Source organism: Sphingopyxis selenitireducens (genome assembly GCF_051550705.1).
GTDB lineage: Bacteria > Pseudomonadota > Alphaproteobacteria > Sphingomonadales > Sphingomonadaceae > Sphingopyxis.
Map to the genome: position 1 here is coordinate 1250497 of NZ_JBPULG010000001.1, position 17356 is coordinate 1267852.

Consider the following 17356-nt stretch of genomic DNA (forward strand, 5'->3'; position numbering starts at 1 on the left):
GGCGTCGGGATGAGCGCGGAGGCTCCCCTGCTGACCCAATGGGCAAAGGCGCGAAACCGCGCCGGGGTGACACGATGACATTAACCGCAACCGCAATTCCCCGTCCCGGCGGCGCGATGGTCGAATTCGACGGCGTCGGCCTGCGCTATGGCCCCGATGCCGAAGTGCTCGCCGACATCAGCTTCAATCTGCAACCGGGCAGTTTCTATTTCCTCACTGGCGCGTCGGGTGCGGGCAAGACCTCGCTGCTCAAATTGCTCTATCTCGCGCAGCGCCCGAGCCGTGGCATCGTCCGCCTGTTCGGCGAAGATCTGGTGTCGATGCCGCGCCACCGTCTGCCCGGCTTTCGCCGCCGCATCGGCGTCGTCTTTCAGGACTTCCGCCTGATCCCGCATCTCTCAGCCCGCGACAATATCGCGCTGCCGCTGCGCATCGCCGGGGTCAGCGAAGAGGATTTGTCGGGCCCCGTCGGCGAAATGCTGAGCTGGATCGGGCTGAGCGAGCGCGCCCATGCGCACCCCGCGACGCTGTCGGGCGGCGAACAACAGCGCGTCGCGATCGCCCGCGCGGTGATCGCGCGCCCGCAATTGCTGATCGCCGACGAACCGACCGGCAACGTCGATCCCGAAATGGCGATGCGGCTGCTCGGGCTTTTCGAGGCGCTCAATCGCCTTGGCACCACCGTCGTCGTCGCGACCCACGACATCCATCTGATCAGCCGGATCGAAAATGCGCAGATGATGCGGCTCGAACGCGGCCGCCTCGCCGATCCGACCGGCGCGCTGCGCTATCCGCCGGCGAACAGGACGTGATTTGGGCATGATCATCCCGCGCGTCCCCGTCCAGCACCGCCGCCTGCTTCCCGATCGCCGCCTGTCGGGTCCGACGCCGTGGGTGATCGCGATCCTGATGATGCTCACCCTGCTCGCCGCCGCCGCCGGGGTCGGGCTGGCCCGCTCGGCGAACGCGATCGGCGATGCGATCGCGGGGCGCGTCACGGTGCAGATCGTCAACGCCAATCCGGTGATCCGCGCCGAACAGGCGCGGGACTTACGCCGCCGCGCCGCCGCACAGCCCTTCGTCCTGTCGGCGCGCTCGGTCGAACAGGAGGAGCTGCAGGCCACGCTCGGCCAATGGTTCGGCAGCGCCGAGGGCGACGACCCGGTGCTGAAGTCGTTGCCGCTCCCCGCGCTGATCGACATCGACTTCGTCGGAGAGAAGCATGCCGGCCATATGCGCGCGCTGCAAAAACTGGTCGCGCAAGAAGCGCCCGGCGCGCGGATCATCCCGCACGCCGAATGGCTGGGCCCCGTCGCGCGGCTGATCCGCTCGCTGGCGTGGGTCGCGGGCGGGCTGGTGCTGCTGATGGCGCTCGCCAGCGCCGCAGTGGTGATCATGACCGCGCGCGCCGCGCTCGCCACCCATTATCCGACGATCGAGATGCTCCACCTGATCGGCGCGACCGACCGCCAGATCACCCGCTTGTTTCAGCGCCGCATCGCGATCGACACCGCCTATGGCATCGCGCTCGGCACGACGGTCGCCACCGCGATCCTGCTGCTGATCGGATGGCAATGGACCGGGGTGACCTCGGGACTCGCCGCGACCGCCTCGCTCGGCCCCGCCGGCTGGCTGCTCTTGCTGGCCTTGCCGCTATTGGCTATCGCGCTTGCAGCCCTTACCGCGCGGCAAACCCTGCTCAGCGCGCTCAAGAAGATTTTATGATCAAGCGCCTGATTTCCTTGCTCTTCCTGGCCTGGGTGCTTGGCTTCGCCTGGTTCGCGCTGCTCTTGCCGCTGCCCGCCAAGGATCAGAAGACCGACGCCATCGTCGTCCTGACCGGCGGCCCCGGCCGGATCGACCGCGCGCTCGAACGGCTGGAGGCGGGCGATGCAAAGCGGCTGCTGATCAGCGGCGTCGCGCGCGAGGTCAAACCGCGCGAACTCGCCGCAACCTATCACCGCCCGATGAAATTATTCGATTGCTGCATCGCACTGGGGTTCGAGGCGGAGGATACGCGCTCGAACGCGACCGAAGTCGCGACCTGGGTTGCGCGGCGCAACTATCAGAGCATCCGCCTGATCACCACCGACTGGCATATGCGCCGCGCCGAATATGAAATCGCCCGCGCAATCGGCGACAAGGTGACGATCCTGCCCGACGCGGTGCGCAGCCAGCCGAACTTCGCGACGCTGTTTCGCGAATATCACAAATATCTGGCGGGAATCGCCGGCGGATGGCTGGGCCTGTGAAGTATATGATCGCCCTGATCCGCTCGATCCTGTTCTGGATCGCCTTTTTCGTGATGAGCAGCATCAGCTCGATCGGCGGCGTTATCGCGCTGCCTATCTCGCATCGCGGCACCATTTTCTTCGTGCGCATCTGGGCGACGTCGCACCGCTATTTCTGCCGCTTCCTCCTCGGCCAGACCATCATCGTCGATGGTGAAATGCCCGACATTCCGGTGCTCTATGTCTTCAAGCATGAATCGGCGTTCGAAACGGTCGAGCAGCCGATGCTGTTCAAGCACCCCGCCGTGTTCGCAAAGGAAGAGCTGTTCTCGATCCCGGTGTGGGGTCAGGCGGCGCGCTTCTATGGCCTGATCCCGGTCGACCGCGATGGCGGTGGCAAGGCGATGCGCGCGATGCTCGGCGCCGCCAAGGCCGCGCTCGCGGCGGGCCGGCCGCTCTGCCTGTTCGCCGAAGGGACGCGCGTTCCGCATGGCGAGGCGCCGCAATTGCGCGCCGGTTTCGCGGGCATGTACCGCCTGCTCGGCGTGCCGGTCATCCCCGTCGCGGTGAACAGCGGCGTCGCCTATCCACCGCGCCGCTGGGTCAAATGGCCGGGGACGATTATCTACAAGGTCGGTGAGACGATCCCCGCCGGGCTCCCGCGCGAAGAAGCCGAAGCGCGGGTCCGCGCCGCGATCAACGCGCTGAACCCGCCCGAGGCGTTGTTGGAATCCTGAACGTCCCCCCCGCGAAGGCGGGGGCCACTGGCAACCTTGCGCTATCTCGATAGCGGCCCCCGCCTTCGCGGGGGCGACGATGGTATCAATGCTTCCGCCCGAAATCGGGCGCCGGATCATCCTGCCCCTCGGCGATGATCGACCGGCGGATCGCGCGGGTGCGGGTGAACCAGTCCTCCAGCTTGCCGCCATCGCCGCGGCGGATCGCCTGCTGCAACACCGTCAGATCCTCGTTGAACCGCTGCAGCGTCGCGAGCACCGCATCCTTGTTCGCAAGGAACACGTCGCGCCACATCACCGGGTCGCTTGCCGCGATGCGGGTGAAGTCGCGGAAACCGCCCGCCGAATATTTGATCACCTCGCTCTCGGTAACCTCTTCCAGCTCGCTTGCGGTGCCGACGATCGTATAGGCGATCAGATGCGGCAAATGGCTCGTCACCGCCAGCACCATGTCGTGATGCGCGGCGTCCATGACGTCAACCTTGGCGCCCAGCGCCTTCCACAGCGACGACACCGCCTCGACCGCATCGGCGGGGGCGTCGGCGCCCGGGGTCAAAATGCACCAGCGCCCCTCGAACAGCGTCGCAAAGCCCGCCGCGGGGCCGCTATTCTCGGTCCCGGCGACCGGATGGGCGGGAATGACGACATGATCGGGCAGCGTCTTGGCAAGCGCGGCGGCGACCCCCGCCTTCGACGATCCGACGTCGGAGATGATCGCATGCGACGCCAGTCCCGGCGAGATCGCCTGTGCGGCGTCGGCCATACCGCCAACCGGCACCGCGAGGATGACGATATCGGCATTTTCGACCGCCGCCGCCGGATCGTCCGCCAGATGGTCGCACAATCCGAGCCCGCGTGCGGTCTCGCGCACCGCTTCGCTCGCGTCATGGCCGGTCACGACGACCTGCGGCAGCCGTTCCCTGACCGCGCGCGCGATCGACGATCCGATCAGGCCCAGCCCGACGACCGCCACCCGTTCGACGCTGCGCGCCATCGCGCTCAGCCTTCCAGCGCGGCGCGGATCACCGCCGCGAGTCCGCGCGTCTCTTCTTCGGTGCCGATCGTCATACGCAGCGCATGCGGCAGTCCCTGCCCCGGCAACCAGCGGACGATATAGCCCGCGTCCATCAGCGCATTGTTCATCGCCTCGGCACTGACCTTGCCTTCGAACAGCACGAGCAGGAAATTGGTCGCCGACGGCACGACGCGCACGCCATGGTTGCCAAGGCTCTCGAGCTCGCCCGCCAGCCAGCGGCGCCATTCGGCATTCTGTGCGCGGCTGCGGTTGACGAAATCATCGTCGCCGATCGCCGCAATCGCCGCTTCCTGCCCGCAACGCGTGACGTTGAACGGCGCGCGAATCTTGTGGAGCGCCGAAATCACCTCGCTCGACGCATAGCCCCAGCCGATGCGCTCGGCAGCAAGGCCGTGGATCTTCGAAAAGGTACGCGTGACGAAAACATTGGCCGCAGTTTCGGCGAGCGCCAGTCCGGCGTCATCCTCATCGGGCTCCAGATATTCCGCATAGGCCTGATCGAGCACGAACAGCACATCGGCGGGCAGCCCGGCGTGGAGCCGCGCGATATCGGCGCGCGACGACAATGTGCCGGTCGGGTTGTTCGGATTGGCGACGAAGACGACGCGCGTCTTGTCGGTCACCGCCGCGAGGAGCGCGTCGACGTCGGTCGCATAGTCGCGATCGGGCGCCTCGACCGGCGTCGCGCCGACCCGGCGCGCGGCGATTTCATAGACCGCGAAACCATAGCGCACATAAAGCACCTCATCGCCCGGCCCCGCATAGGCGCTCGTCGCAAGGTGGAGCAGCTCGTCCGAACCGGTGCCATAAATGACACGCGCCGGGTCGAGGTCATATTTCGCCGCGATTGCCTCGCGCAGCGCGGCCGCGCCCGGATCGGGATAACGCGCCAGATCGTCCGCCGCGGCGCGAAACGCCGCGCGCGCCTTTTCGCCCGTGCCGAGCGGATTTTCATTCGCCGACAGCTTGACGAGCGGCCGGCCGTCGGCGCCCGCCGATTTGCCGGGAACATAAGGAGCGATGCCGCTGATCCACGGCTTCGGCTGCAAGATACGGGTCGTTTCGGTCATGCGCGGCGTTTAACGCGTGGCGGCGCTGAGTCCAGTCCGTTGACAGCCCGCCCGCGCGCCCTTAGCCCCGCCGCATCATGGCGAGCATGCTCCATCAGATCCAGCACCAGAGCGTGACGATCCGCGCGCCACTGCCGCTCGACAGCGGCCAGCGGCTCGATGCGGTCACCATCGCCTATCAAAGCTATGGCACGCTGAACGCCGACAAATCCAATGCGGTGCTGATCTGCCACGCGCTGACCGGCGACCAATATGTCGCGAGCGACCATCCCGCGACGGGCAAACCGGGCTGGTGGGCCCGCATGGTCGGTCCGGGCAAGCCGATCGACACCGACCGTTTCCACGTTATCTGCGCCAATGTGCTCGGCAGCTGCATGGGCTCCAGCGGCCCGGCCACCCCCGACGCGATAACCGCCCAGCCGCTCGCTATGCATTTTCCCGTCATCACCATCGGCGACATGGTGCGTGCGCAGGCAATGCTGCTCGATCATCTGGGGATCGCGCGGCTTCATGCGGTGGTCGGCGGGTCGATGGGCGGGATGCAGGCGCTCGCGTGGACGGTCCATTATCCGGAGCGCATCGCTTCGGCGGTCGTCATCGCCAGCGCGGCGCGCCATTCGGCACAGAATATCGCCTTTCACGAGGTCGGGCGGCAGGCGATCATGGCCGACCCCGACTGGCAGGACGGCCAATATTACGCCAGCAACCGCGCACCGGCCAAAGGCCTCGCGGTCGCCCGCATGGCGGCGCACATCACCTATTTGTCTGAAGCCGGGCTGACCGAAAAATTCGGCCGCCGTCTGCAGGCGCGCGACATCAAAAGCTTTGGTTTCGATGCCGATTTCCAGATCGAATCCTATTTGCGGCATCAGGGGCTGGCCTTCACCGATCGCTTCGACGCGAACGCCTATCTCTATATCACCCGCGCGATGGATTATTTCGACCTCGCCGATCCACACGAGGGACGGCTCGCCGGAGCGTTCGCTGCGGCAAAGGATGTGCGCTTCACCCTGGTCAGCTTCGACACCGACTGGCTCTATCCGACCAGCGAATCGCGCCGCGTCGTCCAGGCGCTGCAAAGCGTCGGCGCCGCAGCGAGCTTCGTCGAACTGTCGGCGCCGTTCGGCCACGACAGCTTCCTGCTCGACGTGCCCGCGCTCGACCGGATCGTCGCCGGCGCCTTGACGGCGAACATCTGACGATGGCGCTGCGTCCCGACCTTGCGACCATCGCCGGCGCCGTACCCGCCGGCGCGCGCGTTCTCGACGTCGGCTGCGGCGACGGCGAATTGATGGCGGCGTTGCAAGCCAAGGGCGTCGATGCGCGCGGGCTGGAGATCGACCCCGCCAATGTCACCGCCGCGATCGCGCGCGGCCAGTCGGTGGTACAGGGTGACGCCAACCGCGACCTCGCCGACTATCCCGGCGATGCCTTCGATTATGCAATCCTGTCGCAAACGCTGCAGACGACCGAACGCCCTGATCGCGTGATCGACGAACTTCTGCGCATCGCGCCGCGTGCCTTTGTCAGTTTTCCCAATTTCGCGCACTGGCGCGTGCGGCTCGCGCTGCTCTGGGGCGGCCGGATGCCGGTGACGCGGCTGCTGCCCGTTGCCTGGTACGAAACCCCGAACATCCACCACGTCACCGTCAGCGATTTTCGCGATCTCGTGGGCGGCAAAGGGATTTCGGTCGAGGCCGCATGGTATCTGTCGGGCGACCGGCCGACCAGCGACGCCGCAGCAAGCTGGCGCGCCGAACACGCCATTTTCCTGATCAGCCGCGCGGCTTCCTGATCCCGTCGGCGATCAGCGCATTGGCGCGGCCCGCGACGCCGGCAATATCTTCGCGCCGGTCCCACACGCCGTAACGCAGCCCCAGAAACACATTCATTCCCATGATCGCCCAGGCCTCGACCTCGCCGATCCCGCTCCTGAGCTCGCCCGCGTCGGCCCCGGCGGCAAGGCGTGCCGCAATGCGCTCCGCGGTCGTCGTATAATGGCCGCGAAAGCTGTCGGGATCGACGAATTCGGCCTCGTCGACGATGCGATAAATTTCCTGATGCTCGCGCGCGAAGTGCAGGAAGGCGGCCAGAGCGCGGCCCTCGGCGTCGATCGCGCCCTTTGCGCCCTCCATCGCCGGGGCGACATGGTCGCGCACCCGGCCCGACATGTCGGCGACAAGCGCCCGGAAGATCGCATCCTTTGAATCGAAATAGGTATAGAAACTGCCCAGCGCGGTGCCTGCGCGCCGCGTGATGCCGCTGATCGAGGCGTCGTGAAATCCACGCTCGCCAAACTCGATCGCCGCAGCGTCGAGCAATTTGCGCAGGGTCCGCCGGCCACGCTCGGTGCGCGGCGTCTTGTCGGAAGCTCCGGGCTCGTCCCCTGTCGCGACGTGCGGCTGATCCATGGCAGGCTGCATCCCTTCCCCGTGCGGTGCGCTCGCGCTGCCATCGTGGCTTTTCAGCACCACTGGCAAGCAAAAAACGCATCGCAATATTTCCAAGTTGAAACTTGGTTCACCTTTCATTATTGGATGCGGCGCGGCTTGGCAAGCACCGGGCCCGGAAAGTCAGAACAGAAAAATGACAAGGGTGACGAAGGGTCACCCGTCTATTGGGAGACTCGTTCATGCGTCCTTTCGCCCGCCAGCTTCGTCGTGCCGTCCTCGCCACCAGCGCTCTGTCCCTGCTCGCCTTCGCGCCGACCACCGCTTTCGCGCAGGATGAAGGGGCAAGCACCGACGCCAGCGACGGCGACATCATCGTCACCGCGCGCCGCCGCGACGAACGGCTGATCGACGTGCCGATCGCGGTCACCGCGATTTCGGGCGACGCGCTGGCCGCCGCGGGCGCGATCGACATCACCGACGTCGCCAATATGACCCCGAACACGACGCTCGAAAATTCGCGCGGTACCAATTCGACCCTGACCGCCTTCATCCGCGGCGTCGGCCAGCAGGATCCGGTTCCGGGTTTCGAGGCCGGGGTCGGCATCTATCTCGACGACGTCTATCTCAACCGGCCGCAGGCCGCGGTGCTCGACATCTACGACGTCGAACGCATCGAGGTGCTGCGCGGGCCGCAGGGCACGCTCTACGGCCGCAACACGATCGGCGGCGCGGTCAAATATGTGACCCGCGCGCTCAATCCCGATTCGCCCGAGCTTCGCATTCGCGGGACTCTGGGCACCTATAAGCAGGCCGATCTGGTCGTGACCGCCAGCGCGCCGATCAGCGACATCCTGCGCGTCGGCGGATCGGTGGCACGCCTGTCGCGCGGCGGCTTCGGCGATAATCTGAACATCGCGGGCCTTGAAAATTACAACAAGGACGTCTGGGCGGGGCGCGGTACCGTCGAATTCGGCGGCAATGGCGCGCCGGTGCTGATCCGCATTTCGGGCGATTATACCCGCGACAAGTCGGACCCGCGCAACGGCCACCGCCTCATCCCCGGGCTCGTCTCGGGCGCCCCGGTCCTCGACAATGTCTATGACACGCGCGCCGGCCTCAACAGCCCGAAACAGGATATCAAGGCCTATGGGCTGGCGATGAATGTCTCGGCCGGACTGACCGACACGATTACCCTCCGCTCGATCAGCGCGTGGCGCAAGGACACCAGCTTCACTCCGATCGACTTCGACGCGCTTCCCTCCGTCGATGTCGATGTGCCGGCGGTCTATCGCAACGAGCAGCTCAGCCAGGAATTCCAGCTGCTCTATGAGGGCGACCGGGTGAACGGACTGGTCGGTTTCTACTATCTCGACGCCCGGGCATCGACCTCGTTCGACGTGCTGCTCGGCCTTGCCGGCGCCGCCAATCCCCCCGCGCTCGGCGGCCCGCTGCCCGGCCTCAACGCCTATACGGCGGGCGACGTGCGGACCAAAACCTGGTCGGTGTTCGGCGATGTCACTTTCGATTTCACCGATCAATTGAGCCTGTCGGTCGGCGGCCGCTATACCAACGACCAGCGCAGCGCCTTCGTCTATAAGGCGACCCGGATCACCGGCCTCTCGCCCGAATTCGGCGGCACGCTGACCCCCGTCGCGATCGCTGTGGCGACCAACTTCCGCGGCGACCGCACCTTCAAGGAATTTACCCCCCGCGCTTCGCTGAGCTTCAAGTCCGACGAAAACAACATGGTCTATGCCTCCTATTCCAAGGGCTTCAAGGGCGGCGGCTTCGATCCGCGCGGATCGGGCACCTCGGCGCCGATCAGCAACCCGGCGGCCGGCCGTTCCTATGATGATATCTACAACTTCCTCGCCTTCGACCCTGAAAAGGTCGACAGCTATGAACTGGGTTACAAGGGCTCGCTGTTCGACCGCCGGCTGACGCTCAGCCTCGCGGGCTTCTACATGGACTATAAGGATGTGCAGATCCCCGGCTCGGTCGGCTGCCTTGTCGGCGGAGTCCAGAGCTTCTGCGGCATCACCACCAACGCGGCAAAGGCGCGGCTTCAGGGGATCGAGGCCGAAGCCAATGCGGTCCTCGCGCGCGATTTCGCGGGCGCGGGCTCGACCTTCCGCTTCAACGGCGCGCTCGGCTATGTCGATGCGAAGTACAAGCGCTTCATCGGCCCCACCGGCGCCGACGTCGCGGATATCCGCACCTTCCAGAACACGCCGAAATGGACGCTGTCGGGCACGATCGCTGCAGGCATTCCGGCGATGGGCGGCAATGTCGATGCCTCGACCACCCTGTCGTACCGCAGCCTGACGCATCAGTTCGAGGTGCCCATCCCCGCGCTCGATCAGCCGGGCTATATGCTGTGGGACGCCAGCCTCGTCTGGACGGCGGACAGCGGCGATTATTCGATCGGCATCCACGGCAAGAATCTGACCGACAAGCAATATATCACGTCGGGCTATAATTATCAGAATGCCGCCGGGGGCTCGACGCTGGGGCTCGAGGGCGTGCAGACCGCCTTCTACGGCAACCCGCGTCAGGTCTTCGTCACCGGCACGGTCAAATTCTGAGCCGGAACAGGGGCTGAACCGGCCAGCCAGATGACGACGGCGACGAAGGATATTGCGGGAGGGTCTTGCTCAGCCAAGCCCCTCCCCTAATCCACGTGCCGAAACGGCATATGTCCTTCCAGCCATTCCAGTTCCTGCGTTTCTGCCGCGCGCTCGCGTTCCAGAAACTCGGCAACCGCGCGGCGAAAGCCCGGATCGGCGATGAAATGCGCCGACCAGGTCGCCACCGGGCCATATCCGCGCGCAAGCTTGTGCCCGCCCTGCGCCCCCGCCTCGACCCGCGCCAGCCCGCGTGCGATCGCAATGTCGATCGCACGGTAATAGCATAGCTCGAAATGCAGATAGGGGATGTCGGTGAGGCAGCCCCAGTAACGCCCATAAAGCGTATCGGCGCCGACGAAGTGCATCGCCCCCGCCACCGGACGCCCAATCCCTTCGGCCCCCTCATAAGCGATCAGCAAAATCACCCGGTCGGCCATATGCTCGCCAATCAGGTCGAAGGCCTCCCGCGTCAGATAGGGCTGCCCCCATTTGCGCGCGCCGGTGTCCTGATAGAAAAGCCACATCGCGTCCCAATGATCGGGGCCGATCGCATCGCCGGTCAGCTCCTCGATCCGCAGCCCCTGGACCGCGCGGGCGCGCTCCTTGCGCAGCTGCTTGCGCCGCGCCGAGGTCAGCGTCGCCAGAAACGCCTCGAAATCACCATAGCCGCTGTTGGCGAAATGAAACTGGACGTCGCGGCGGACGAGCCACCCGGCCACCTCGAACAACGCCATCTGCCCGGGCGCGACAAAGGTCGCATGCGCCGACGACAGCCCGTTCTGCCGCACCACCGCCTCGGCGGCGCGGATCAACAGCCGGGCCTCCTCGTCATCCTTCGCGAGCAGGCGCGGCCCCGGCACGGGGGTAAAGGGCGCCGCAATCTGCAGCTTGGGATAATAATCGCCGCCCGCCCGCGCCCACGCATCGGCCCAGCCCTGATCGAAGACATATTCGCCCTGGCTGTGCGATTTAAGATACGCGGGGGCGGCGGCGACCAGCGCGCCGCCCTCATCCTCGACCAGCAAGGGCGCCGCCTGCCAGCCGGTCCCCGGCCCGACACTGCCCGAATTTTCGAGCAGCGACAGAAAATCATGGCTGACGAACGGATTGCCGCCATCGTGGAGCGCGTCCCACGCGCCCCGCTCGATCGCGGCGACCCCGGTGCCGAGCGAGATGGTCCGCGCGGGCGGTTCGGCTTCGGCCATCAGGCGCCTGCGTCCTACGCCGGGCGCACCGCGACGATCGCATCGACCTCGACCGCCGCGCCCAGCGGCAACACCGCAACGCCGACCGCGCTGCGCGCATGGCGGCCGACATCGCCGAACAGCGCCTCCATCAGTTCCGACGCGCCGTTCGCGACCTTCGGCTGCGCGGTGAAATCGGGGCTGCTGCTGATGAAGACGCCCAGCTTGACGATCTTTTCGACCCGCGACCAGTCGCCATCTACGGCCTTCCCGATCTGCGCGACCAGCATCAATGCACATAGGCGCGCGGCATCATAGCCCGACGTCTCGTCCATATCGGCGCCCAGCCGGCCGGTGACGACCGCGCCGTCGCGAAAGGGCAATTGCCCGCTGATGTGGAGCAGCCCGCCCACTTCGACGACGGGAACATAGGCGGCGACAGGCGCTGCGGGCTGGGGAAGTTCGAGGCCGAGTTCGGCGAGTTTGGCGGCGATATCCATGGGATCAGTCCTTTTCTGCAAGCGCGGGGGAGGGCGCGGGGATGTTTTCGGCGAGGCGCGCCAATATCCATTCGCGCGCCTCGGTCCAATCGTCGATTCGCGCATGGGCATGCCGCGCGGGCGCAATCTTGTCGGCAATCACGGGTTCGCCGACCAGATGGAGCCGCCACACGTCGGGCGCAACCTCTGCGACCGATGTATGATGCCCCGGAAGATCGTCGATGAACACCGCGACCGAGGGTTTATATTCCTCGATCAGTCGGCGCACCGGCTCGCCCTTGCCGCCGCGGCTGCCGATCACCGGCGCGTGAAAATCATGGAGCGCGAGCTGTTCGACGCGCGCCGCCTGATGTTCGGGGCCCACGTTAGTCAGCACGACGATATCGGCCTCGGCGCCGATTGCCGCCATCGCCGCCAGCGCCCCGTTGATCGGATATTGCCGCGCCATTTCCTTGCGGAAGAAACCGTCGAGCAACGGCCAGACCTCAGCCGCCTCCAGCGGCGTGCCGCATTCCTTGCGCTTCAATGCCCCGGCAAAGCTCGCATCCTCGATTCGGAACAGCACGCCATGTTCGGCGTCGACCCATTCGGCAAAGGGCACGACCATGTGCATCAGCACCTCGTCGCAGTCGGTGATCACCAGCGGGCGGTTCATATGTCCATTCCTTCCAGCCCCTCAAGGCGATGCGCCGCAGCGGCAAGATGTTCGGGTTTGACCTGCAATGCCCCGGCGCAGGCGACAAGATCGCTTTCATGCGCGGTCAGAAAGGACAGGATCGCCGCCAGCGTCGCACGCTCGCCCAGCGAATCGCGCAATTCACCGGGCGCGAGCCCGGTCAGCGCAAGCAGCCGTTCGGCGCGCGGCTCGTCGGCCAATATCCATCCGAGCGCACCCAGCGCCAGTGCCGCATCGTCGTCATCGAGCAAAGCATATGTCCCTTCATCGGGAGGCAATTGTGTCATGGCGCCGATTCGCCTAAACGGACCGCGGACGCAAGCGGGGAAAACGCAACATCATGGGTAAGACCATATTGGTCGTCGAAGATAATGAGCTCAACCTCCGCCTCTTCTGCGATCTGCTCAACGCGCATGGCTATCATGCACATCCCGTGCGCGACGGCCGCGACGCGTTGGCCAAGGCGCGCGAAGTGTCGCCCGACCTCATCATCATGGATATTCAGCTGCCGCATGTCAGCGGGCTCGAACTGATCGGCCAGATGAAGGCCGACCTGACCTTACGCGCCGTCCCGATCATGGCGGTCACCGCCTATGCCGGAACAGGCGACGAGGAACAGATTCGCGCCGCAGGGGCCGAGGCCTATGTATCGAAACCCATTTCGGTGATCAAATTCATCGAAAGCGTCGGGGCCTTCGCCTGACGAAAGGCGCCGGGCTGCGCCTGATCGCGCCGAGCGGTTAGCTTCACCAGAGCGCTGGCTTGGCCACCATCAACCAGAATATGGCGATCAGCCCCAGAAAGGCTGGCCACCCCAACAGAAACCACCAACGCATCGCCCGATCATAATCTGCGCCGAGCGGTTGTTGGCGTTCCGCCGCCAGTTGGGCAAGGCGCTGCGCTCTGATCTGCAAACCAACCACCGGCACCCAACATGAAAATGCCAGCAAATATAAGCCATAGGTGGTGACGAGCCAGGGCTCGGTCAGCGAGTAGCCCGCTCGATGAACAAGCCACAATCCGCTTAGGGGCTGCACAATCCCGCTGGTGCCGGTGAACAGCCAGTCGGCGCGCACCACCATCCGGCCGACCGCCGCGATCGTCGCGGGATCGCGCGTCAGATGCGCATTCCACAAATACCAGGCGGTCCCCGCCCCGAAACCGAACAAGATGGTGCTGCTGACGATATGCAGGATTTTCACCAGGAAATAGGGATCGATCATCGTTTGTCCCCGACCACGCCATGCACGGCGACCAGCAGCAATATCGGCAGATTTTTAATCAGCGGACCAAGCGGATCGAACCACAGATGGGGCAGGGCAAGGCCGATAACGACCGTATATCCGGCGATGAGGCCGATCTGGACAATCGTGCTCCAACGCGCCTTTCGATCGGACAGGACAAGAGCCGCAACCGCGATGTCGGCCAGCGAGGCGCCGATACGAAGCGGATCCGCCGCAGCGGCGGTCAGCCCCAGGCTGGCGACAAGATCGCGCGTCGCCTCCCCTCCATGGACGAAACCCAGCCATGCGGAGGCCAGCCACAACAGGATCAGCATGGCCCGGATCGCCGGGGCCAGAAAGAACAGGCGCGCATGCCATCGATCCTGAACCTCTGCCGGGCGGAGCAGGAGCGCGTCGTCGAGCCTCCGCTGTTCGAAACCGATTTGCCGGGCATAAGCCGCACTGTCGCCCGCATTCCCGGCCATAAGTTGCGCCAGACTGTTGCTGGCGATTGGCCCGTCGCCGGCTATATCCCCGATTCGGCCAAGCGCCCGCATTACGGGAAGAGGGATGGTCAGAAAACGGGCGCGGCCGAATCCCAGCCAGGCGCGGTAACGACGAAGCAGCGTGCGAAGGTCAAGGGTTTCGGGACCAACCGGCTCGAGTTGCTGCCCGGCAAAGGACGCATCGCCGCAAATCCTGACAACGCCCCGGGCCAGGTCGCCTACGTGGATCGGAGTAAAATCATATGTGCCTTGGCCCGGAAGCGGGATGAGCCCGGGCAAAGCCGCCATGCCGCGCAACAGCGATGTGCCGCCATAGCTTCCGTCGCCATAGACCAGCGAGGGTCGCAGGATCGTCCAGCGCACCCCAGAGGCGCGAAGCACTGCTTCACCCGCCAGCTTCGATTGCGAATAGTCGGTTCGAATCTCTGGACGTGCGCTGATCGCCGAAATCAACAGAATATGTTCGACGCCCGCCCGACGCGCGGCGGCGTATAGCGCCAAGGGCATATCGACATGGATCGCGGCCATTTGCGGCCCGCGCAAGATTCCAGCCGCATTGACGATGTGCGTGATGCCCCGAAACACATCGCTTTGGAAATGATCGTGCCATATCGCCTCGGCGCCTTGCCGGGCGAGGTCCATCTCGACGAAAACAGCCTGCGGAAAGCTGTCGCCCAGATTGCCGGCTTTGCGGACAACCGCGACGACATCATGCCGTTCCGCCAGCAGCGCGGCCATGATCTGGCGCCCGATGAATCCGCCAGCACCCAGAACCAATATGCGCATGTCGCCTTCCCTCCGGCGGAACATGTAGCGCCACCGGTCAGGATCGTCATTAGAAACAGGCACTTCGGCCTTGGAAACGCTCGTCGCAATTGCGAGGCGAAAAGGGGGCGACACAACGGGTCGCCCTCCAATCTGTCAATATCCTGCGCTTCGCAGGACCCGCAGCTTGGCTCAGGCTGGGCGGTTGCCGCCTTTGCGCCGCGCCGGATACGGCGACGCCGTCGACCCGCTCCACGGCGCGGCATAATGCACGGCCACGGCGGCGGCGGACGCTTCGGTCATGGCGGCCCAGACACGGCTGAGCCAGTTTGTTTCGGGGTGCTGGTTCATCGTCAATCTCCTTGCGTCCGGGCCGCCTTAAGGGGGGAGGGAGGGCGACCCGGACACCGCCCATCTACGCCGGAGCAAATGGCTATTGGCGCCGAAATTGAGCATGAAAGCGACTAATTTTCGCGCTATGAAGGCAATGATGCGAAAAATGATCGATCTCGACAATTTCGACCGCCGCCTGCTCGAAGAAGTGCGCCGCGACAATCTTCAGCCCGCGCGGGTGCTGGCGGACAGGATCGGCCTGTCACTGTCGGCGGTGCTCCGCCGTCTGCGCCGCCTGCGCGACGAGAAGGTGATCGTCGCCGACATCGCGGTGGTCAATCCGGCGCTCACCGGATCGGCACTGACGATGCATGTTCTGGTTCAAATGCAGCAGGCGGGGCCGCAGACGATGGACAATTTCGGGCGCGAGATCATGCGCCATCCCGAAATCACCGGCGCGTGGGACGTGACCGGCGACGATGACTTCCTGCTTAAGGTGCAGGTCGGCTCAATGGAGGATTACGACGTCTTCACACGCCGCGCGCTAGGCGAGGACAAGGGCGTCCACTCGTTCAAAACCCTTATCTCGATCCGCACGCTCGTCGAGGACGATGTATCGCGGCGCCCCCTGCGCGATCGGTAAGGGGGAATTGCCAATCCTCCCTGTGGCCGCAGGCCATGGGGAGGGGGACCGTCCGCGAAGCGGATGGTGGAGGGGCAAGCGCCAAAGCCCCTCCGTCAGCGCTGCGCCCTTGGCGCAGTTTATCCTGAGCGCCTGCAAGGCAGCCGAAGGGCGCTGCCACCTCCCCACGCCTTCGGCGCAGGGAGGAGTACGCCCGACATGTCCCGCGCGCACGAAAAAGGGCGGCGCAAAGGGCCGCCCCGGTCCCCGGCTTTCGCCGGGATGATACATGTCCGTCCCGCGCGCCTTTCAGCGCACGGGCCGATGCATCACTTGATCTTCGATTCCTTGAACTCGACATGCTTGCGCACGACGGGGTCATATTTGCGCACGGCCATCTTCTCGGTCATCGTGCGGGGATTCTTTTTCGTCACATAGAAAAAGCCCGTGTCAGCGGTGCTCACCAGCTTGATCTTGACGGTCGTCGGCTTGGCCATGGCCCTGTTCCTCGAAATATTGGCGCATCTGCCGCCGGGCGGCTTATGCGGCGGGACCAGGGCCCCGACTGCTTATGGTGAAAACATATAAGGGCCGCGCACGTGGCGCCGCCCCCGATATCCCGGCGCCTTTGGCGGGATTCGCCCTTTCTGTCAAGCGAAAGGCGTGAAGCCGAACAGTCGGCGGGCGGCATCGGCCACCCGCCATTTTCGCGCTCAGCCGTTGCGAATCTGGAAACGGACGGTCATCGTCTTCCAGCTTTCTTCGGCAACGCCGCCCCGCGTCGCGGGTTTGAAGCGCCATTTGGCGAGCGCGCGCCGCTTCGTTTCCTCGAAAAATCCCTGGCTGTCGGTGCTCACCAGTTCGACCGCCTTCACCCGGCCGTCGGTGCCGATCAGCACGCGGACCTTGGCCATGCCCTCGATCTCGCGCCGCTGTTCGCTCGCCGGATAATCGGGCTGGAACGCCCCCGCATAGCGCGGGTCAAGCTCGGCAAGAACCAGCGGCGGCTTGGGCAGCGGCGGCGGATCGACGATCGTCGTACCCGTTCCGCTTCCCGCCGGCGGGACATAGGGCTGCGACGGCGGCGCCGCGGGCGGATCCTCGGCCAGCGGCGGCAGAATGGTGTCCGGGGCCGTAAAGCGCGTCTCGGTCTGCTTCGTCTGCGGCTTTGCGTCAGGCTGCGGCTCGGGTGGTTTCGGCTTGGGCAGCGTGATCGTTTCCCACGGCTCCGATGCGATGTGCGGGGCCTGTTCGATGATCATCGGCGACAGCGCGACCGCAACGACCAGCGCGGCAGGCAGCCCGATCGCCAGCACCGCCGCCAGCGGGCGATGCCCCCCGCCCGAATCATAGGAACCGCGCCGGGAAAGCTCCGTCGCACCGACCGGTGCCGTCACCGTCTCGGGCGTCGCGACGATCGCCGAAATCAGGGGTATCAGGGTCATGGCCTCTC

General features: G+C 65.5%; 21 protein-coding genes. 9 read left to right on the forward strand and 12 right to left on the reverse strand.

The annotated features are described in order from the left end of the window. Window positions 1-74 precede the first annotated feature (74 nt). Genes ftsE through ACSYDV_RS05705 form a run of 4 tightly spaced genes read left to right on the forward strand, consistent with a single transcriptional unit; the run spans window position 75 to window position 2968 of the window. Entirely contained in the window at window positions 75-812 is a 738-nt protein-coding gene (gene ftsE, locus ACSYDV_RS05690; protein ID WP_438322769.1) for a cell division ATP-binding protein FtsE, read from the forward strand. Between the two features lie 7 nt (window positions 813-819). Continuing rightward, window positions 820-1725, forward strand: a complete 906-nt coding sequence (locus ACSYDV_RS05695; RefSeq protein WP_438322770.1) for a cell division protein FtsX — start codon at window positions 820-822, stop codon at window positions 1723-1725. After that, window positions 1722-2252 carry a YdcF family protein gene (locus tag ACSYDV_RS05700; RefSeq protein WP_438322771.1) on the forward strand — a complete coding sequence of 177 codons (531 nt, stop codon included), beginning with the start codon at window positions 1722-1724 and terminating at the stop codon, window positions 2250-2252. The genes ACSYDV_RS05695 and ACSYDV_RS05700 overlap by 4 nt, the downstream gene beginning before the upstream one ends. A 5-nt stretch (window positions 2253-2257) precedes the next feature. Beyond that, the gene (locus ACSYDV_RS05705; protein WP_438322858.1) at window positions 2258-2968 is read left to right on the forward strand and encodes a lysophospholipid acyltransferase family protein; all 711 of its coding nucleotides are present in this window, start codon (window positions 2258-2260) and stop codon (window positions 2966-2968) included. A gap of 85 nt (window positions 2969-3053) precedes the next feature. Here the strand turns inward: ACSYDV_RS05705 and ACSYDV_RS05710 are convergent, their stop codons facing one another. Next, complete coding sequence (locus ACSYDV_RS05710) at window positions 3054-3962, reverse strand: prephenate/arogenate dehydrogenase family protein (protein WP_438322772.1); 909 nt, start codon at window positions 3960-3962, stop codon at window positions 3054-3056. Window positions 3963-3967: 5 nt separating this feature from the next. Then, complete coding sequence (gene hisC / locus ACSYDV_RS05715) at window positions 3968-5074, reverse strand: histidinol-phosphate transaminase (protein WP_438322773.1); 1107 nt, start codon at window positions 5072-5074, stop codon at window positions 3968-3970. Between the two features lie 77 nt (window positions 5075-5151). Between hisC and metX the strand changes: the two genes are divergently transcribed. Both metX and metW read left to right on the forward strand, forming a co-directional pair. Beyond that, window positions 5152-6273: a homoserine O-acetyltransferase MetX gene (gene metX / locus ACSYDV_RS05720; protein ID WP_438322774.1), complete on the forward strand. Its 1122-nt coding sequence runs from the start codon at window positions 5152-5154 to the stop codon at window positions 6271-6273. A gap of 2 nt (window positions 6274-6275) precedes the next feature. Next, window positions 6276-6869, forward strand: a complete 594-nt coding sequence (gene metW / locus ACSYDV_RS05725) for a methionine biosynthesis protein MetW (protein ID WP_438322775.1) — start codon at window positions 6276-6278, stop codon at window positions 6867-6869. Here the strand turns inward: metW and ACSYDV_RS05730 are convergent. Further along, on the reverse strand, window positions 6850-7485 hold the full coding sequence (locus tag ACSYDV_RS05730; protein ID WP_438322776.1) for a TetR/AcrR family transcriptional regulator: 636 nt from the start codon (window positions 7483-7485) through the stop codon (window positions 6850-6852). The genes metW and ACSYDV_RS05730 overlap by 20 nt on opposite strands. 221 nt (window positions 7486-7706) lie before the next feature. On the opposite strand from ACSYDV_RS05730, the gene ACSYDV_RS05735 reads away from it, so the two are divergent. Then, the gene (locus ACSYDV_RS05735) at window positions 7707-10052 is read left to right on the forward strand and encodes a TonB-dependent receptor (protein ID WP_438322777.1); all 2346 of its coding nucleotides are present in this window, start codon (window positions 7707-7709) and stop codon (window positions 10050-10052) included. 86 nt (window positions 10053-10138) lie between these two features. Here the strand turns inward: ACSYDV_RS05735 and ACSYDV_RS05740 are convergent, their stop codons facing one another. Genes ACSYDV_RS05740 through ACSYDV_RS05755 form a run of 4 tightly spaced genes read right to left on the reverse strand, consistent with a single transcriptional unit; the run spans window position 10139 to window position 12741 of the window. Beyond that, on the reverse strand, window positions 10139-11299 hold the full coding sequence (locus tag ACSYDV_RS05740; RefSeq protein ID WP_438322778.1) for a GNAT family N-acetyltransferase: 1161 nt from the start codon (window positions 11297-11299) through the stop codon (window positions 10139-10141). A gap of 14 nt (window positions 11300-11313) precedes the next feature. Continuing rightward, window positions 11314-11778 carry a RidA family protein gene (locus tag ACSYDV_RS05745; RefSeq protein WP_438322779.1) on the reverse strand — a complete coding sequence of 155 codons (465 nt, stop codon included), beginning with the start codon at window positions 11776-11778 and terminating at the stop codon, window positions 11314-11316. A gap of 4 nt (window positions 11779-11782) precedes the next feature. Continuing rightward, window positions 11783-12433 carry an HAD family hydrolase gene (locus ACSYDV_RS05750; RefSeq protein WP_438322780.1) on the reverse strand — a complete coding sequence of 217 codons (651 nt, stop codon included), beginning with the start codon at window positions 12431-12433 and terminating at the stop codon, window positions 11783-11785. Further along, complete coding sequence (locus ACSYDV_RS05755; protein ID WP_438322781.1) at window positions 12430-12741, reverse strand: DUF3572 family protein; 312 nt, start codon at window positions 12739-12741, stop codon at window positions 12430-12432. Before ACSYDV_RS05755 ends, ACSYDV_RS05750 begins: the two co-directional genes overlap by 4 nt. A 53-nt stretch (window positions 12742-12794) precedes the next feature. Here ACSYDV_RS05755 and ACSYDV_RS05760 point away from each other — a divergent pair, with 53 nt between their 5' ends. Next, a complete protein-coding gene (locus ACSYDV_RS05760; protein WP_438322782.1) occupies window positions 12795-13157 on the forward strand; it encodes a response regulator in 363 nt (120 codons plus the stop codon). Window positions 13158-13200: 43 nt separating this feature from the next. Here the strand turns inward: ACSYDV_RS05760 and ACSYDV_RS05765 are convergent, their stop codons facing one another. The 3 genes from ACSYDV_RS05765 to ACSYDV_RS05775 form a co-directional block, all read right to left on the reverse strand. Then, window positions 13201-13677, reverse strand: a complete 477-nt coding sequence (locus ACSYDV_RS05765) for a DUF2269 family protein (protein ID WP_438322783.1) — start codon at window positions 13675-13677, stop codon at window positions 13201-13203. Next, the gene (locus tag ACSYDV_RS05770; protein ID WP_438322784.1) at window positions 13674-14969 is read right to left on the reverse strand and encodes an SDR family oxidoreductase; all 1296 of its coding nucleotides are present in this window, start codon (window positions 14967-14969) and stop codon (window positions 13674-13676) included. Before ACSYDV_RS05770 ends, ACSYDV_RS05765 begins: the two co-directional genes overlap by 4 nt. A gap of 171 nt (window positions 14970-15140) precedes the next feature. Continuing rightward, complete coding sequence (locus ACSYDV_RS05775; RefSeq protein WP_438322785.1) at window positions 15141-15299, reverse strand: hypothetical protein; 159 nt, start codon at window positions 15297-15299, stop codon at window positions 15141-15143. Between the two features lie 148 nt (window positions 15300-15447). Here ACSYDV_RS05775 and ACSYDV_RS05780 point away from each other — a divergent pair, with 148 nt between their 5' ends. Then, on the forward strand, window positions 15448-15924 hold the full coding sequence (locus ACSYDV_RS05780) for an Lrp/AsnC family transcriptional regulator (RefSeq protein WP_438322786.1): 477 nt from the start codon (window positions 15448-15450) through the stop codon (window positions 15922-15924). A gap of 308 nt (window positions 15925-16232) precedes the next feature. Here ACSYDV_RS05780 and rpmG read toward each other — a convergent pair whose 3' ends face one another. Together rpmG and ACSYDV_RS05790 are read right to left on the reverse strand one after the other, a co-directional pair. Then, window positions 16233-16400: a 50S ribosomal protein L33 gene (gene rpmG, locus ACSYDV_RS05785; protein ID WP_088473680.1), complete on the reverse strand. Its 168-nt coding sequence runs from the start codon at window positions 16398-16400 to the stop codon at window positions 16233-16235. Between the two features lie 216 nt (window positions 16401-16616). Beyond that, a complete protein-coding gene (locus tag ACSYDV_RS05790; protein WP_438322787.1) occupies window positions 16617-17348 on the reverse strand; it encodes an energy transducer TonB in 732 nt (243 codons plus the stop codon). Between the last annotated feature and the right edge of the window lie 8 nt (window positions 17349-17356).

Excerpts from the sequence above, each read along its gene's own strand:
- ftsE (WP_438322769.1), top strand. The coding sequence starts at position 75 with ATGACATTAACCGCAACCGCAATTCCCCGTCCCGGCGGCGCGATGGTC.
- ACSYDV_RS05695 (WP_438322770.1), top strand. The coding sequence starts at position 820 with ATGATCATCCCGCGCGTCCCCGTCCAGCACCGCCGCCTGCTTCCCGAT.
- ACSYDV_RS05700 (WP_438322771.1), top strand. The coding sequence starts at position 1,722 with ATGATCAAGCGCCTGATTTCCTTGCTCTTCCTGGCCTGGGTGCTTGGC.
- ACSYDV_RS05705 (WP_438322858.1), top strand. The coding sequence starts at position 2,258 with ATGATCGCCCTGATCCGCTCGATCCTGTTCTGGATCGCCTTTTTCGTG.
- ACSYDV_RS05710 (WP_438322772.1), bottom strand. The coding sequence starts at position 3,962 with ATGGCGCGCAGCGTCGAACGGGTGGCGGTCGTCGGGCTGGGCCTGATC.
- hisC (WP_438322773.1), bottom strand. The coding sequence starts at position 5,074 with ATGACCGAAACGACCCGTATCTTGCAGCCGAAGCCGTGGATCAGCGGC.
- metX (WP_438322774.1), top strand. The coding sequence starts at position 5,152 with ATGGCGAGCATGCTCCATCAGATCCAGCACCAGAGCGTGACGATCCGC.
- metW (WP_438322775.1), top strand. The coding sequence starts at position 6,276 with ATGGCGCTGCGTCCCGACCTTGCGACCATCGCCGGCGCCGTACCCGCC.
- ACSYDV_RS05730 (WP_438322776.1), bottom strand. The coding sequence starts at position 7,485 with ATGGATCAGCCGCACGTCGCGACAGGGGACGAGCCCGGAGCTTCCGAC.
- ACSYDV_RS05735 (WP_438322777.1), top strand. The coding sequence starts at position 7,707 with ATGCGTCCTTTCGCCCGCCAGCTTCGTCGTGCCGTCCTCGCCACCAGC.
- ACSYDV_RS05740 (WP_438322778.1), bottom strand. The coding sequence starts at position 11,299 with ATGGCCGAAGCCGAACCGCCCGCGCGGACCATCTCGCTCGGCACCGGG.
- ACSYDV_RS05745 (WP_438322779.1), bottom strand. The coding sequence starts at position 11,778 with ATGGATATCGCCGCCAAACTCGCCGAACTCGGCCTCGAACTTCCCCAG.
- ACSYDV_RS05750 (WP_438322780.1), bottom strand. The coding sequence starts at position 12,433 with ATGAACCGCCCGCTGGTGATCACCGACTGCGACGAGGTGCTGATGCAC.
- ACSYDV_RS05755 (WP_438322781.1), bottom strand. The coding sequence starts at position 12,741 with ATGACACAATTGCCTCCCGATGAAGGGACATATGCTTTGCTCGATGAC.
- ACSYDV_RS05760 (WP_438322782.1), top strand. The coding sequence starts at position 12,795 with ATGGGTAAGACCATATTGGTCGTCGAAGATAATGAGCTCAACCTCCGC.
- ACSYDV_RS05765 (WP_438322783.1), bottom strand. The coding sequence starts at position 13,677 with ATGATCGATCCCTATTTCCTGGTGAAAATCCTGCATATCGTCAGCAGC.
- ACSYDV_RS05770 (WP_438322784.1), bottom strand. The coding sequence starts at position 14,969 with ATGCGCATATTGGTTCTGGGTGCTGGCGGATTCATCGGGCGCCAGATC.
- ACSYDV_RS05775 (WP_438322785.1), bottom strand. The coding sequence starts at position 15,299 with ATGAACCAGCACCCCGAAACAAACTGGCTCAGCCGTGTCTGGGCCGCC.
- ACSYDV_RS05780 (WP_438322786.1), top strand. The coding sequence starts at position 15,448 with ATGATCGATCTCGACAATTTCGACCGCCGCCTGCTCGAAGAAGTGCGC.
- rpmG (WP_088473680.1), bottom strand. The coding sequence starts at position 16,400 with ATGGCCAAGCCGACGACCGTCAAGATCAAGCTGGTGAGCACCGCTGAC.
- ACSYDV_RS05790 (WP_438322787.1), bottom strand. The coding sequence starts at position 17,348 with ATGACCCTGATACCCCTGATTTCGGCGATCGTCGCGACGCCCGAGACG.